The organism is Micromonospora sp. NBRC 101691 (genome assembly GCF_030269285.1).
Lineage (GTDB): Bacteria > Actinomycetota > Actinomycetes > Mycobacteriales > Micromonosporaceae > Micromonospora > Micromonospora echinospora.
Genome location: NZ_BSTB01000006.1, coordinates 69,299 through 83,020, shown reverse-complemented (window position 1 = coordinate 83,020; position 13,722 = coordinate 69,299). Strand labels below are relative to the sequence as shown.

Here is a 13,722-nt window from a genome sequence, read left to right as displayed (position 1 = left end):
CGGTCGGGTCGGTCAGGGGCAGCGCGGACACCGGCCGGTCGGTTCCGGCAGCCAGCCCGGTGAGGACGAGCAGGAACTGGCGCAGCATCGCGTCCGCACCGGCCGCGGAGAGCCGGCGGCGGTCGTGGTAGAGGAGCGCGGTCAGCGTCGGCTCGCCGTAGACGCAGACGGTGACGGGCGGACCGGGGTGCCGGTGGACACGGGCGACCCGCTCGCCCCAGCCGGGCACCGATCGGCTCAGCGCGGTCTGGAGGTCCTGGTGCTCGTACATCAGGAGGCTGTCGAAGAGCGGGGTGCTGGCCGGCACGCCGCTCCAGCGCTGGATCTCGGCCAGCGGGGCGAGCTGGTGCGGACGGACCTCGTCGATCTGCCGCCGGACGTCGAGCAGCCAGTCGCGTACCGGCCGGTCCGGCTCGACCCGGATCCGCGTCGGCACCGTGTTGATCAGAAGGCCCAGCATCCGGTCGGCGCCGTCCACGGTGTCCCGGCGGCAGGTGCGGGTGGAGCCGAACACCACGTCGTCTGTTCCGGCGTAGCGGTGCAGCAGCACCGACCAGGCCGCGGTGACCAGGGTGCCGAGGGACACCCCGACGCTCCGGGCCGTGGCGACGAGCGCGGCGGTGGTCCCGGCGTCGAGGGACCGGGTGGTCTCGCGGACCGACGACGCGTCACGGGGCGGGGCGTCCGGACGGTCGGTCAGCGGCAACGGGGTCGGCATCCGCGCCCCGGCCAGCCGGGTGCTCCAGAACCGCTGGTCGGCGTGCAGGGGCCGGCCGGCCGCCCACTCCGCGTAGTCGCGGAACGGCGGCCGGTGCGGGGCCACGTACGGGCGACCGGCGACGAGCGCGTCGTGCTCGGCGCAGACCTCGTCGAGCAGCATGTGCACCGAGCGCCCGTCGAGGATGGCGTGGTGCAGGGTGACCGCCAGGGTGTGCCGGTCCGCCCCGTGCGTGATCAGGGTGACGCGGGCCAGCGGCGCGGTCGAGGAGTCGAAGCCGGCGGCCCGGTCGTCGGCGAGATAGCGGGCCAGCCGCTCGGCACGGCCGGCGGGCGACCGGACGGACCAGTCGTGGTGCACCACCGGCAGGCTCGCCCGCGCGCGGACCTCCTGCGCCGGGTGGCCGTCACCGGGCCAGACGAAGGCCGTGCGCAGCACCGGATGCCGGGCGGTGGCGTGCTGCCAGGCGGTCCGCATGGCGGTCGGATCCAACGGCGCCGGCCAGTCGACGACCACCTGGAGGATGTCGATACCCGACCCGGGCTGGTGCGCCTGGCTGAAGAGCATGCCCGGTTGCAACGTGACCGTGCCGTACCGGCCGTCGGTGTCTGCGTCGGAGGACATTGCCGGCACCTGTACTCCTTCACATCCGGCGAACCGGACAAGAAACACCCTAGAAACCAGAGATGACCTTGGGGAATGCGGAATTCTGACGTCCGTTATCCGCCTTGCCCAGCAGGCTTTCCGGCGGTGGCCACGGCAGACAAGAAGCTACGAGGGCGATTCAGGTCTGTCAACAGTCACGATCCAGGTTCGCCGGCTCCCGGTCAACATCGGACGGACCGTCACCGGTCCGTCCGACAGGAGGGAAACCGACACGATTCCCGGAAGGACCGGAAGTGTTTATTCCACAATGGATTTAGGTGGACGAGGCTCGCCGGCCGCGTCGCGGGCGGCGGGGATCCGCGGTCGGCCACTGGCGACCCGGGGCGTGCCGGAGCTCCGGCACGCCCCGTCCGGCGACCGGACCGTCAGCCGACCCGCTCCTGGTCGGCCAGCCAGTTCCGCAGGCTGCGTGGACGCATGTCGGTCCAGACCTCGTCGATGTGGGCCAGGCAGCTGGCCCGGTCGCCGCTGACCCCGACCGGCCGCCAGCCGACCGGAATGTCCGACCCGTCCGGCCAGATCGAGTACTGCTCCTCGTCGTTGACGACGACCTGGTACGAGCGCCGGTCCTCGGATTCTTCCATCGCCACTCTCCCGGTGCGGTGATGCCCACGAATTAGAGCGCGACTCTACCGTCCAATACGACCGGTCACAGTTGACCGATCGGTGACGCCGACCCATCCGATCGATTGTCTAATATTGACTGATCGCGCATCGACGTCGGACCGGTAATGCGAACGGCCAGTCGACGGAAAAGCACCACGGCAGTGACGTCCGCACCTCGTACGGTAACCGTTCCCGCCATTGCCCGGGTCGGACCCGCGCCGGGCGGTCCGTGGCCGGGGTGACCGGAACGCGCGACGCCGCCGGGGCGGACCACCACGGTCTCCGCCGGTCACGCCCCCCGAAGGTGCCCGCCGGCGGCACACCCGGCACCGGCGCCCGCCACGACGTCGAGGACGCCGAGCAGGCGGGCCAGGGCGATCGCCTCGGCGCGGGTCAGGGCCAGGCTGCACGTGCTGTCCGGGTCGGCGCCGTCGTCGTGTACGAGGTCCCGACGGCCACCGACGTGGTGGACCACCACGCCGATCCGACGGCCCTCCTCGGTGACGAACGAGTGCCGGAGCCCGATGCCGGGCAGCGGGGTCGACTCCAGGTCCATGACAACCTCACAGCGGTGACGACGACAGGGGTGTGCCAGGGCGGACGGCCCGCCCACGTCAGTCGCGCCGGTCGGCGTCGACCCGGCCGCCGGGTGATCCGGACGGGGCGGGCGGATGCGGCGGCACGCCACGCACCCGACCGGCCCGCACGCGATCCACCGGACGGGCACGCGGCCCCGTCCGCCCGCGCCGGTGACCGGGGTTCCGGCGGGGAGGCTCGACACGCGGCGCGATCCGGTCGGGTGGACGACGTCTCAGACGCGGGCCGGCAGGACGGGCGGGGCCCGGTCCGCGGACCAGGCCGGCACACAGCCGGGAACGGCCCGCCGGGTCAGCCGGAACACGATGCACAGGCCGACCGCCCGGGTGGCGCAGAGCACCATCACCAGCACGGCCAGCACGGCCAACGTCGACAGCGGCTTGCGCTGGGCGACGTCGGAACGGGCTGGCCGGGTCCACATGGGGCCACCATAGCCGGGCCGGCCGGGCGACAACCATGACAAACCAATGTCAAACCCGTGGCCGGGGCGACGCCGAGACGGCGCGGCGACCAGCGCCGCCGGATGTTCCCGGTCACCTCGACACCGGGGCGGACGGCAGCGGTCCGGACGGCAGCGGTCCGGACGGCAGCGGGTGGCGGGGCGTCGACGCCCCGCCACCGTCGGCGAACTGTGGTCAGTAGCCGTGCTTCTGCTGGCACGGCACGCAGAACCGGGCGTGCGGTAGTGCCTGCAGACGCTCGACGGGGATCGCCCCGCCACACTTTTCGCACACCTCGTAGCGCCCCTCGGCGATCCGCCGCAGCGCGCCGGTGATCTGCTCCAGGCTCTGCCGGGTGGCGGCCACCAGGGCCGCCTGGGTGTGGGCCTGCTGCGGGTCGCCGGTGTCCGCGGTCAGTTGGGTCAGTCTGGCGCTCTGCTCCTCGAACTGGGAGACCAGCGTGGCGTGCAGCGCGGTCAGCCACTGCGGTTGGGTGGTGCCGGAAGTCTGGATGCTCATGTCGATGCCCTCTTGTCCGGGAAAAAGAAAAAGGGCCGAAGCGGTATGCCGCTTCGCCCTGGGGAGATGACCATGTGGACTACTGGATCGTCATCTCCGGGAGGGCCACGACCGGCCGGCACCGGGCTCGGCAGCCCGCTGGGGCCCGCTGCGGGAGTGACCCCGGCGCTCCGCCCCACTCCTCCGCGCAGCACCGGACGCGCCACCGGGGTGGTTACGGTACGGGCCGGGCGGACGGGCGGACGCATCGGCCCACCATAGGCCGTCCGCGCGCACAAACCAACCGACATCGGCGGCTCTGGCCGGGCAGGCGCTCGGCAGATGCTTTATATCTTGGGTGAATTTGTCCCATTCGAGAAGATTCGCGGCCGAGGGTGTCGCGTCCGAGCCGAACCGCCCTGCCCCGCGCCCGGCGGAATACCGGCCGCCCACCGTACGACGGCTGGGCACACTCGCGGAGCTGACCAGGGGCGGCACCGCAGGACCCGACGACGGGCTCGGCGGCGCGGGCGACGATGGGTCGGTGTGACCGGCCCGCGTCGCCCCGCACGTCCGCACTGCTGCGGGTCCGCCACGCGACCCGGACGTTCGGCCGGCGCCCCGCCTTCACCGACGTCAGCTTCGAGGTCCCGGCCGGTGGGCGACTCCTGCTCGCCGGAGGCAACGGCGCGGGCAAGACGACGCTGCTCCGCTGCCTCGCGGGCACCCTCGCGCTCTCCGACGGCACCGCCGAGATCGCCGGCCGGGCGGTCGGCACGCTCGACGCCCGGCGCATGGTCGGCGTCTGCCTGGCACCGGAACGGAGTCTCTACGAACAGCTCAGCGCGCGGGACAACCTGCTGCTCGTGGCCCGTCTCCGGCTACCGGCCCGCGACGCGTCCCGGGCGGTCGACGGACTCGAGGACGAACTGGGCTTCGGTGACGTCGCGACGGTGCCGGTGAGTGTCTGCTCGGCGGGGATGCGCGCCCGGGTGGCCGTGGCCCGGGCGTTCCTCGACGATCCGGCGCTCGTCCTGCTCGACGAGCCCACCCGGGCGCTCGACGACGACGGCCGGGCCCGCGTGTGGGCGGCACTGGAACGCCGCCCGGGGCTCGCCTGTGTCCTGGCCTCCCACCACGCCACCGACGCGCGGAACTGCCACCAGGTCCTCACGCTTCCGGTCCAGCGGTGACCCTGTCCCGACCGATGGACGGGCCGCCACCGCCCCGGGGCCGCCACCGGCACTGCCGGGCGACCCGTCCCACCGGCCCGACCTCGGGGCGGCGCCGTCGACGCGGCCGTGCGCGTCGGCCCGTTGGCGTGCCGTCCGGGCACTGGTCGTCCGGGACCTCGCCGGCCGGCATCCGTTACGCCCGCCGCTCCTGCTCGATCTGGGCTTCGGGCTGGTCAACCTCGTGGTCTTCCTGGTCATCTCGCGGCTGCTCGCCCCCGACCCCGGCTTCGCCGGCTCACCGAGCTACTTCGACTTCGTCGCGGCCGGGCTCGTCTTCATGCTCGTCCTCCATGCGGCCAGCACCCAACTGACCGCCAGGATCAGCCGGGAGCAGCGTGCGGGAACCCTGGAGATGCTCGTCGCCCAACCGGTGCCGGCCTGGGCACTCGCGCTCGGCCTGACCGGATACCCGATGCTGTTCGCCCTGCTCCGCGTCGCCGTCTACCTGACGGTCCTCGCCCTGTTCCTGGACCTGGACACCGGTGGCGCCAGCTGGATCGGGGTGGCCGTGGTCCTCGTCGCCGCCTGCGCGGCGATGGCGGGCGTCGGCATCGCCCTGATGGCCGTCACGGTGCTGACCGGCCACGGCGACGCGGCCGCCCGACTGCTGGTCGTGGCCCTGTCCTTCGTCTCCGGCACGTACTTCCCGGTCACCGTGCTGCCGGCCGGCCTGGAGTGGGTGAGCGCCGCCCTGCCGACCCGGGTCGCGCCGGGTGGGACGTCTGCTCCGGGGTCGTCCTCGGCCACGTGTCCCCACCCGAGGGCCCGGCCCGGCCGGTCCACACCGGACCACGCGGTGGCGGCACGGAGGCCCGTCCCGCCTCTCCCCTGGCCGCGTTGGAAGAGGCGGTCCTGCCGGCGCTGCGACGTCCACCGTGCCTGGTCAGCTTCTCCGGAGGGCTCGACTCGTCCCTCGTCCTCGCCGTCGCGGTCCGGGTCGCCCGCCGGGCGGGACTGCCGGAGCCGATACCCGCCACCTGGCGGTTCACCGGCGCGCCCCGGGCGGACGAGTCCGACTGGCAGGACCGGGTGGTCGCCGCCCTCGGCTGCCCGTCCTGGCAGGTTCTGCGGGCCGACGACGACCTCGACCCGACCGGCCCGGTCGCGCGACGCATGCTGCTGCGACACGGGCTAATGCACCCGGCGAACGCCCACCTGCACCTGCCCGTCGTGGAGCTGGCGTCGGGCGGCTCCGTGCTCACCGGCGCCGGTGGGGACCAGATCCTCGCCGGCTGGCGACGGCGCCATCCGGGGCCCCCGTACCGCCGGCTCCGGGCCGCCGCCCACCGGTGGTGCCGCAACGCCCGTCGGCGGCCGTCGGCCCGGGACCTGTTCCCCTGGCTGCGCCCCGAGGTCGCCGCCGAGGTCCACCGGCAGCTGCGCGCGGAACGGCGTGCCGAACCGCGCCGGCTCGCCGAACGGATCGCCTGGCACACCGGTCGCCGGGACCTGCGGCTGACCCGCGCGGGTCTGGCCGGGATCGCCGCCGACCACCGGGTACGGCTGGTGCACCCGCTCCTCGACGACCACTTCCTGGCCGCCCTCGGCGACCGGGCCGGTCATCGCCCTCATGGACAGCCGGCCCCGCGTGGTCGACGGCAGCCGGCCGCACCCCCTGCCCGACGACCTGCTCACCGCCGTCCGCGACCACGACCGGATCGCCGACGCCTGGCTTCGGCTGCGCGAGGAGGGCCACGTCTTCGTCGGCGAGCTGCTCGTCGTCCCGGTGCCCGGCACCGACCGGCTGGTCGAACGGCTGGAGGACCTGGGCGCCTGGGTCCGCGACCTCGACTGGCGGATCCACGACCTGGTGGTCGCCCCGGTCACCCGTATCGAGGGCCCCGCCGACGACCACGACCGGTAGGACGTGGGCCGGAGGCGACCGCGTCCCCGGACGGAGGACCGGTCGTCCGCCCGGGAGTCGACCGACGTCCGCACCGGGTGACGCGTCCGGACGTCGTACGGACTCCGGTGGTCAGTGGGCCGGCGAGGGCTCCTCGGCGGGACGACCGGCGGCGTGCCGGGCGTCGGCGAGCGCGACGCCGAGCAGCACGACCGCCGCGACCACCGAGGCGGCCAACGGCGGGGCGAACGCGAGGGGCAGGGCCACCACCGCCAGGGCGACGATGGCGACGACCCGCCGCCGGGACAGCCGGTCGAACACGACGCGTTCCAGCCGGATGCGGCCGTAGAGGAAGAGGGCGGGCCCGCCGAGGATCACCCCCAGCCAGGACGGCTCGGGCCGACCCCCCGGATACTTGAGGGCGATCTCGAAGCCGACCGCGATGGCGACGATGCCCACCACCATCACCAGATGTGCCACCCCGGTCGCCCGACCGGCCGCGAGGCGGTCACCGGACGCGGTGACCGCCTCGGCGAGCACCTGCCCGGAGCGGTAGAAGTAGATCCGCCACAACAGCACCGTCGACAGGAAGGCCACCACCAGCGCCGTCCAGGTCGCGAGGTCGAGACGCTGGTCGGTGAAGGTGATACCGGCGGCCAGCACGCTCTCACCGAGGGCGATCAGCAGCAGCTGCTGGTAGCGCTCGGGAAGGTGGTGGCCGCTGTCCATCGCCCACGCGCTGACCGGCGGGCGCCGCATCCCGGGCAACGGCCAGCGCAGCTGTGCCGCGACCAGGTCCACCGTGATGGCGAGCCCCCAGGCGGCGGCCCGTGCCCCACCGCTGACGAACACACCGGCCAGCCAGATCGTCCCGGACATCCCGGACCACACCACCGAGCGCACGTAGAGGTCCCGCAGCGCGTGCCCGCGCAGGGCGGGAATCAGGACGAGCGGCCGTACGACACGCAGGAGCACGTACGGCAGGACGAACGCCCACGCCCGCCCGGTGAACGCGGCCGGCAGGGACGACGACATGACCAGCAGGCCGAAGGCGCTGGCCAGCACCATCCACTGGATCCTGCGGCGACGGGGGTCGAACCAGCTGGTGATGTGCGCGGTGGTGATCCACAGCCAGATCAACGGCAGGGCCAGGACGAGCAGGTAGCCCAGCGACCGGATCCGCACGAGCGCCTCGTCGGCGGTGATGTCCCGGACCACCCGGTTGACCACCCCGGAGAGGGCGAAGACCAGCACCAGGTCGACGAAGAGCTCCAGGAAGTTCGCCTGCCGCACGTCCTCCCGGCGGTGCAGCAGGTCCTGCCCCCACTTCCCGGTCCGGCGCAGCCCCATACCCGTCATGCTCGCCGGTGGCTCCCCGGCCCATCGGCAGGATGACCGCACCGCCATCCGACGGAGTTCGCACCCCGAGCAGGACCGGTGGGTTCCGCGAGCCCGACGGGCACCCCGGGGCGGTCCCGTTTGCCGGAACCCGGGAGAGGAGCGGGGCCGTCACCTTACGGTGGGGTCATCAGCACCGGCGTCACCAGCGGACGACGGAAGGAACCTGGAGATGACCGCACCGGAGGAAGACCAGGAGAAGACCCCGAAGACCGACCGGGTGCTGTACTCCCCGGACGGGGATCCCCACCACACCACGGCACAGGCGCCCCAGCCGGACGAGCACCTCCCGGCCACGGTCACCCACGACGAGCAGACCGACGTCGTCGACGACGACGAGCAGTGACGGGTGGTCGCCGGTACCGGCCTCGGCCGCCCCTGCCTCCGGGTGTTTGCCGGTCCCGACGCCGGGAAGCCAGCGGCATGGACGGCCCGAGTCACTCGGGCCGGAAACGGGACATGGGGAGGCCGACATGGCAGACCGGGAGCAGATCCACGACCTGCGCCGCCAGGCCCACCAGGCCGGCATCGAGGGGAACTCCAAGATGACCGAGAGCCAGCTGCGCGAGGCCCTGCGCAAGGTCAGCCGGGGTGCCGAACCGCAGATGGCCAAGCGGGAGGCCCGGGGCTGACCGACGTCCCCGCCGACACGACGCCAGCACCCGGGCGGAGTGCTGGCGTCGCCCCCGCTCGGCGGCCTCAGGCCGGTGCCGGATCGGGCTCACGGGACGCCGGTTCGCGGCACCAGCGGCAGCCCTCCCGCTCCGACCAGCTCCGCCGGTCCAGGTCCGCCGGTTCCAGCACGGCCTGGTCGAGGTCCGCCCGCGCCGCCATCCTGAGCTGCCAGACCGCCTCGGTGAACGCGTGGTAGGCCAGGTGGTACTCCCTCGACTGGAGGGTCGCGCCGGCGCGTACCGCGTTGCGGACGGCGATCAACCGGTCGTAGGCCAGTTCCCCGGCCTTGACCAGCTCCACCGTTCCGGCCACGAGCAACCGCTCCCGGGTGGCGAAGACGCCCGCCCGGTGGACCGCCCGGTTCGCGGGCCGGATCCGGTCCCGGGAGCCGTCGTGGTCCTGGGCGACCTCACGCAAGGCGCTGTGCGCCGAGTCGAGCGCCAGGGCGAACTCCAGGCAGTAGCGGACCCGCTCCGCCTCACGATGCTGGCGACGCTGGGCGCGACTGTGCTGCGCCTCCACCATCAACGCGCTGGCGAGAGCGATGACCGCCCCACAGACCACACCGACAACCGGGATCCATTCCACACGTCCAGTTTCCCGCCGGCGTGACGCGATCACCACGGACCGTCGTATCCAGTTCGGACCGGCGAGGAAACACCGGGGAAACCGCCTGGCACGGCGTCCGGCGGGTCACCGGCCGGCACCCACGCCGCACAGCCCGGCCCACTCGAACGGTCCGAGGTCGGGATGCTCGGTACGGATCTCCCGTTGCGCGTGCCGCAATGCCGTGATCACCGGAACGCCCCGGCCGACCTGTCGGACGAGGCTCGCGCCGACGTGCGCCGACGCCACGCTGCCGATCCGCCCGACGCCGGCGACCACCGTGTCGGCGCCGCCGAGCAACGCGCCCACGGCCAGGCTCAACGGGTCGTACCCGTACCGGCTGGACGCCGTACCGCTCCAACAGCCGTTCAGGACGACCAGCGGCGGCAGCCGCCGGGGGGCGAGGGCGTCCATCGTGACACCGTCCGGCCCCAGCCGGGTGTCGGCTCCGGCACGGTCGCCGTGCCCGGAGACATACAGCAGCGCGGGATCCACCACCTCGTCGACCTGCGGCAGCCGGGCGACCGTCCGGTGGTCGCCCGGCCAGTCGTCGAGGGCGGCCCGCTCCACCCGGTGACCGCCCAGGCCACGGTCGAGCAGGCTCACCGCCGGGCCGCCCGGCGTCCGGCCGGGACCGGTGGACACCGTACGGGCCAGCAGCAGTTCCAGCGTCCGCAGGCTCGGCGTCAGACTCACCTCGGCCACGTCGCAGAGGTACCTGCCGTCCCGGATCAGCGCCGCGTGCGGCAGGTGCCACAACCGGGGGTCCGGGGTGATCGCCACCGACCGGGGTCGCTCCGGTGTTCCGGCCCAGACGGCCGGATCGGGCAGCAGGAACGCGCCGAGTTCCGCCCACACCGCCCGGGACACGCCCCGGGGCGGCAGTTGGACGCCGGCGACCAGGATGTCGAGCCGGGCGGCCAACTCCGTGGAGGCGGTCCGCAACGCCGCCCGCCACGCGCCGTGCCGGGGCCGGGTCAGCACCGACGACCACCAGCCGTCGGGGCCCCGACCCAGGTTGACGACCACCACGACGTCGGCCATCGTGTCGAGGGCGGCCGGGGACGGCAGGCGACCCGGCAGCGGTGGCACCGCCAACCGGTCGGGGGCCCGTCCGGAGCGGATCGCCCCGGCGGCGAGCCGGGCCACCGCGAAGACCTCGTCGGCCAGGCCGGGATCGCCGGGTGGCGCGTCGATCCGGGACTCGGCGATGGTGCCGACGGCCCCACCGGAGCGGGTCACCAGCAGCTGGTTCAGCAGGTCGGCACGGCCCGTCTCGGCCACCCGCACGGTGCTCTCCGGATCGTCCAGGACGGTGTGGGCCAGCACCGCCGCCTGGTACACCTCCTCCCGGTGGGCGTGGTTGGCCCAGCGCACGCCCGGTTCGTGCAGCGAGTCGCGTTGCAGGTCGGCGGCGAGCAGCGCGCCCCGCCCCGCCGCGTGCCGCAGCGACGGTGACAGGACGTCGGTCTCCGGGATCCGGTGCAGGTCGTGGAGTGCGAGCATGGTCCGGTTGAGGTCCCGGCCGCCCGGGCGGCCGGCCCGGTCGAGCACCACGGCCAGATGCCGGGCGGCGGTCGCCCCGTCGCCACCCGAGACGATCAGGGCGCGGGCGACGTGCCGGTGCCAGCGCAGCGCCTCCAGCGTGTCGGCCCCCTCGTAGTACGACCTCGTCTCCTTCAGGGTGGCCGCGACGGCCGCCATGTCCCCCCGGCTCTGCAGGACCTCGGCCCGCTCCAGCAGGACCTGACCGAGCCGGTACGCGTCGCCCCGCGCCCGGAACCGGTCCGCCAGGTCGTCGGTGATCCGCAGTGCGTCGTCGAACCGCCCCAGCTCGCGCAACGCCGCGACCTCGCGTAGGCGGGTGTACAGGAAGTTGTTCTCGCTCACCCGCTCGAACGCCGTCGCGGCACGCCGGTACGCGGTGAGCGCCACCTCCGGCCGCCCGAGGACGATCTCCAGGCCACCCTCCCGGAGCGCGACCAGCCCCCGGGTGAACGCGTCGACGTCCCGGGCCTCGGCGAGCTCGCGGGCCTCGCGCAGGAGGTCCCGGGCGGTCACCAACTCGCCCCGGAGGCGTCGGATCGTCGCCGTCTGCATCAGGGCCCGCACGTGTCGCCCGGCGACCCCGGGCGCGTCGGGGTACCGGCGGCACACCGCCAGGGCCCGCTCGCAGCAGGACAGGCCCTCGTCGTAGCGGCGGGTCACCTCGCGCAGGGCCGCCAGCTCCCGCCACGCGTGGGCGTGGAACCGGGCCGTGTCGGCGCCGAGCGGTTCCCGCAGCAGGACGAGGTTCCACACCTCGGCCGCGGTAGGCCCCCCGTTCAGCCGGTGCCGCTGGCCGAGGATGAGGAGCGTCTCACCGAACCGCTGCCGGTCGCCCGTCCGCAGCGCCACCCGGCTCTCGGCCAGCAGGAGCCGGAGCGCCAGGGCCGGACGGTGTTCCCGCCAGGCCACCTCCGACTGCTGCTGGTAGAGGTCGGCCAGGAGTCGCCAGCTGCCCTGCGCGTGCAGACGCACCGCCTCGGGCCGGTGGGGATGGTCCGACGGCATCGCGGCCACGGGATCGGCGAGGTGGTCGAGGAACTCCGTCCGCCCGGGAAGGCTCACCAGGTCACCATCCACTCCCACCATCGACTGTGGACTGTCATCATGGTGCCCATGACACACTCAGCCCCCGGGCGGACGGTCGTCAAGTTCGCCGAGGACGTCGATGATTCCACCCGGGCGCAGCTCACGTCCCGGCTGGAGCACCTGGGGCTGTCGGCGCGGACCGGGTTCGACCTCGGCGACCGGGGTCCCCTCCGGGGGCGGTTCGACCCGGTGGCGGTGGTCACCCTCCTCGACGACCTCACCGCGACGGGCTCGGACCTCGTCGCCGGGGTCGCCCGGATCGCCCGGGGCTGGCTGGTCGCCACGGCCGATCCGGGTTTCGTCGAGGTGGAGGTACGCGCCACCGACCAGGTGTTCCGGGTCCGGGCACGCGACCCCGAGGCGGCGGCCCGACTGCTCGCCACCGTTCTGTCCACCGCCGCCACCGGCCCGGTGGGATGGACCGGGACCGGCTGGGGCCCGGAACCGACCGGGACGGCCGGACCCGCCGGTGGCCCGTCGCCACGGGTGCTGACGCTTGACACCCACTGGTTCTCCGCGAAGGGCGGGCTGAGCACGTTCAACCGCGCCCTGTGCGCCGCGCTCGCCCGCGCCGGCGCGGACGTCGTCTGCGTCGTGCTCCGGCCGTCACCGGAGGAGACCGCCCACGCCCGGGCGGCCGGGGTCACCCTGGTGGCCGCTCCCCCGGCCGCCGCCGACAGCGCCGAACGGGACGGGCTGCTCCGCCGTCCGCCCCTGCCCGACGGCTGGGAGCCGGACCTCGTCGTCGGACACGGCCGGATCACCGGCGCGCACGCCCGGATCCTGGTCGAGGACCATTTCCCCTCGGCTGCCCGCGCGCACGTCGTGCACACCTGGTCGGACCACATCGAGTGGCAACGCGGTGACCGTCCGGACGCCGGCGCCATCGCCGAGCGGCGCTGGAAGGAGGACATCGAGCTGGCCCGCACCGCGACGCGGGCCTTCGGGGTGGGCCCGCTGCTGCACGGTCTGCTCGACCGGGACCTGTCCGCCTGTCCGGACGCCAGCGCCCCGGGACGGATCGACCCGGGCTTCGACCTCGACGGCGACGCCGTGCGGACCCCGCCCCGCTGGCACCAACGCCAGGTCATGCTCTCCGGGCGACTCGACGACTGGCAGGTCAAGGGCCTCGATCTGGCGGCCGGCGCGGTGGGGGCCGCCGTGGAGCTGCTCAGTCCGGGCGGCACGGAACTCGAACTGCTGCTGCGCGGGGTGCCGCCGACCGAACACGGCCGGCTGCGGGAGACGGTCCTGCGCTGGGCGGGCCGGCCCGGGTTGCAGGTCACCCCCCGGACCTACTCCACCGACACCGCCGACGTCCGCGACGACCTGCGCCGGGCGAGCCTGGTGCTCATGCCCTCCCGGGTCGAGGGCTTCGGCCTGGTCGGGCTCGAAGCCGTCGTCGCCGGCACCCCGCTGCTGGTCAGCGCGAACAGCGGGCTGGGGATGCTGCTGTGCGAGGTCCTGCCGCCGGACGACGCGGCGCTGGCGGTGCTGCCGATCGACACCGACGACGCGGTCACCACCCGGCTCTGGGCCGCCCACACCGCCCGGGTCCTGCGCGATCCGTCGGCTGCCTTCGCCGCCGCCGAACGGATCCGCCGGACCATGGCCGAGCGGGTCACCGGGGCGAACGCGGCGGCCGCGGTGCTGGGGACGCTGTCCGGACGGGGAACGCGTCCGGCATGACCGCGTACGTGGCGTCCGCCCTGCGACCGCAGCCACGCCACCACGCCCGACGCGGCGGTGTCCAGTGATGGAGCCGAATTGCCGGACCCCTTCGGGGCCGATTTCCGAACCCCTAGA

At 74.1% G+C, this 13,722-nt stretch carries 13 protein-coding genes and 3 pseudogenes; 8 read left to right on the top strand and 8 right to left on the bottom strand.

All coding sequences use genetic code 11. The features are described 5' to 3' along the window. Nucleotide 1: 1 nt before the first annotated feature. The 5 genes and pseudogenes from QSK20_RS32120 to QSK20_RS12290 form a co-directional block, all read right to left on the bottom strand. Nucleotides 2-1,342 (bottom strand): annotated as a pseudogene (locus QSK20_RS32120) (condensation domain-containing protein); the annotation flags it as partial. 407 nt (nucleotides 1,343-1,749) lie between these two features. Continuing rightward, a complete protein-coding gene (locus tag QSK20_RS12305) occupies nucleotides 1,750-1,968 on the bottom strand; it encodes an MbtH family protein (RefSeq protein WP_285788733.1) in 219 nt (72 codons plus the stop codon). A gap of 311 nt (nucleotides 1,969-2,279) precedes the next feature. Further along, nucleotides 2,280-2,546 carry a cation:proton antiporter regulatory subunit gene (locus QSK20_RS12300; RefSeq protein WP_285788732.1) on the bottom strand — a complete coding sequence of 89 codons (267 nt, stop codon included), beginning with the start codon at nucleotides 2,544-2,546 and terminating at the stop codon, nucleotides 2,280-2,282. A gap of 255 nt (nucleotides 2,547-2,801) precedes the next feature. Further along, nucleotides 2,802-3,008, bottom strand: coding sequence for a hypothetical protein (locus QSK20_RS12295; RefSeq protein ID WP_285788731.1), 207 nt, complete (start codon nucleotides 3,006-3,008; stop codon nucleotides 2,802-2,804). A gap of 214 nt (nucleotides 3,009-3,222) precedes the next feature. Further along, nucleotides 3,223-3,546 carry a TraR/DksA family transcriptional regulator gene (locus tag QSK20_RS12290; protein WP_285788730.1) on the bottom strand — a complete coding sequence of 108 codons (324 nt, stop codon included), beginning with the start codon at nucleotides 3,544-3,546 and terminating at the stop codon, nucleotides 3,223-3,225. A gap of 337 nt (nucleotides 3,547-3,883) precedes the next feature. Here QSK20_RS12290 and QSK20_RS32115 point away from each other — a divergent pair, with 337 nt between their 5' ends. The 5 genes and pseudogenes from QSK20_RS32115 to QSK20_RS12270 all read left to right on the top strand — a co-directional run bounded on the left by QSK20_RS32115 (nucleotide 3,884) and on the right by QSK20_RS12270 (nucleotide 6,624). After that, complete coding sequence (locus tag QSK20_RS32115) at nucleotides 3,884-4,075, top strand: lasso RiPP family leader peptide-containing protein (RefSeq protein ID WP_352232290.1); 192 nt, start codon at nucleotides 3,884-3,886, stop codon at nucleotides 4,073-4,075. Further along, the gene (locus QSK20_RS12285) at nucleotides 4,062-4,718 is read left to right on the top strand and encodes an ABC transporter ATP-binding protein (protein WP_285788729.1); all 657 of its coding nucleotides are present in this window, start codon (nucleotides 4,062-4,064) and stop codon (nucleotides 4,716-4,718) included. The genes QSK20_RS32115 and QSK20_RS12285 overlap by 14 nt, the downstream gene beginning before the upstream one ends. After that, nucleotides 4,645-5,451, top strand: a pseudogene (locus tag QSK20_RS32110) (ABC transporter permease); the annotation flags it as partial. The gene QSK20_RS12285 and the pseudogene QSK20_RS32110, both read left to right, overlap by 74 nt. Then, nucleotides 5,436-6,098: pseudogene (locus QSK20_RS32105) on the top strand (asparagine synthase-related protein); the annotation flags it as partial. The pseudogenes QSK20_RS32110 and QSK20_RS32105, both read left to right, overlap by 16 nt. Before the next feature lie 232 nt (nucleotides 6,099-6,330). After that, a complete protein-coding gene (locus tag QSK20_RS12270) occupies nucleotides 6,331-6,624 on the top strand; it encodes a hypothetical protein (protein WP_285788726.1) in 294 nt (97 codons plus the stop codon). A 111-nt stretch (nucleotides 6,625-6,735) separates the two neighbouring features. Here QSK20_RS12270 and QSK20_RS12265 read toward each other — a convergent pair whose 3' ends face one another. After that, nucleotides 6,736-7,962, bottom strand: a complete 1,227-nt coding sequence (locus QSK20_RS12265; RefSeq protein WP_285788725.1) for a low temperature requirement protein A — start codon at nucleotides 7,960-7,962, stop codon at nucleotides 6,736-6,738. A gap of 211 nt (nucleotides 7,963-8,173) precedes the next feature. Between QSK20_RS12265 and QSK20_RS12260 the strand changes: the two genes are divergently transcribed. Together QSK20_RS12260 and QSK20_RS12255 are read left to right on the top strand one after the other, a co-directional pair. Beyond that, complete coding sequence (locus tag QSK20_RS12260) at nucleotides 8,174-8,347, top strand: hypothetical protein (RefSeq protein ID WP_285788724.1); 174 nt, start codon at nucleotides 8,174-8,176, stop codon at nucleotides 8,345-8,347. 127 nt (nucleotides 8,348-8,474) lie between these two features. After that, entirely contained in the window at nucleotides 8,475-8,633 is a 159-nt protein-coding gene (locus QSK20_RS12255; RefSeq protein WP_285788723.1) for a hypothetical protein, read from the top strand. Nucleotides 8,634-8,700: 67 nt separating this feature from the next. On the opposite strand, the gene QSK20_RS12250 is transcribed toward QSK20_RS12255, so the two are convergent. Continuing rightward, the gene (locus QSK20_RS12250) at nucleotides 8,701-9,264 is read right to left on the bottom strand and encodes a hypothetical protein (protein ID WP_285788722.1); all 564 of its coding nucleotides are present in this window, start codon (nucleotides 9,262-9,264) and stop codon (nucleotides 8,701-8,703) included. A gap of 105 nt (nucleotides 9,265-9,369) precedes the next feature. Continuing rightward, nucleotides 9,370-11,916: a CHAT domain-containing protein gene (locus QSK20_RS12245; RefSeq protein WP_285788721.1), complete on the bottom strand. Its 2,547-nt coding sequence runs from the start codon at nucleotides 11,914-11,916 to the stop codon at nucleotides 9,370-9,372. Between the two features lie 27 nt (nucleotides 11,917-11,943). On the opposite strand from QSK20_RS12245, the gene QSK20_RS12240 reads away from it, so the two are divergent. Further along, nucleotides 11,944-13,605: a glycosyltransferase gene (locus tag QSK20_RS12240; RefSeq protein WP_285788720.1), complete on the top strand. Its 1,662-nt coding sequence runs from the start codon at nucleotides 11,944-11,946 to the stop codon at nucleotides 13,603-13,605. The last annotated feature ends 117 nt before the right edge of the window (nucleotides 13,606-13,722 follow it).

What these genes read in the sequence shown, in the direction of transcription:
- QSK20_RS12305 (WP_285788733.1), bottom strand. Translation starts at nt 1,968, where the DNA reads ATGGAAGAATCCGAGGACCGGCGCTCGTACCAGGTCGTCGTCAACGAC.
- QSK20_RS12300 (WP_285788732.1), bottom strand. Translation starts at nt 2,546, where the DNA reads ATGGACCTGGAGTCGACCCCGCTGCCCGGCATCGGGCTCCGGCACTCG.
- QSK20_RS12295 (WP_285788731.1), bottom strand. Translation starts at nt 3,008, where the DNA reads ATGTGGACCCGGCCAGCCCGTTCCGACGTCGCCCAGCGCAAGCCGCTG.
- QSK20_RS12290 (WP_285788730.1), bottom strand. Translation starts at nt 3,546, where the DNA reads ATGAGCATCCAGACTTCCGGCACCACCCAACCGCAGTGGCTGACCGCG.
- QSK20_RS12285 (WP_285788729.1), top strand. Translation starts at nt 4,062, where the DNA reads ATGGGTCGGTGTGACCGGCCCGCGTCGCCCCGCACGTCCGCACTGCTG.
- QSK20_RS12270 (WP_285788726.1), top strand. Translation starts at nt 6,331, where the DNA reads ATGGACAGCCGGCCCCGCGTGGTCGACGGCAGCCGGCCGCACCCCCTG.
- QSK20_RS12265 (WP_285788725.1), bottom strand. Translation starts at nt 7,962, where the DNA reads ATGACGGGTATGGGGCTGCGCCGGACCGGGAAGTGGGGGCAGGACCTG.
- QSK20_RS12260 (WP_285788724.1), top strand. Translation starts at nt 8,174, where the DNA reads ATGACCGCACCGGAGGAAGACCAGGAGAAGACCCCGAAGACCGACCGG.
- QSK20_RS12255 (WP_285788723.1), top strand. Translation starts at nt 8,475, where the DNA reads ATGGCAGACCGGGAGCAGATCCACGACCTGCGCCGCCAGGCCCACCAG.
- QSK20_RS12245 (WP_285788721.1), bottom strand. Translation starts at nt 11,916, where the DNA reads ATGGTGGGAGTGGATGGTGACCTGGTGAGCCTTCCCGGGCGGACGGAG.
- QSK20_RS12240 (WP_285788720.1), top strand. Translation starts at nt 11,944, where the DNA reads ATGACACACTCAGCCCCCGGGCGGACGGTCGTCAAGTTCGCCGAGGAC.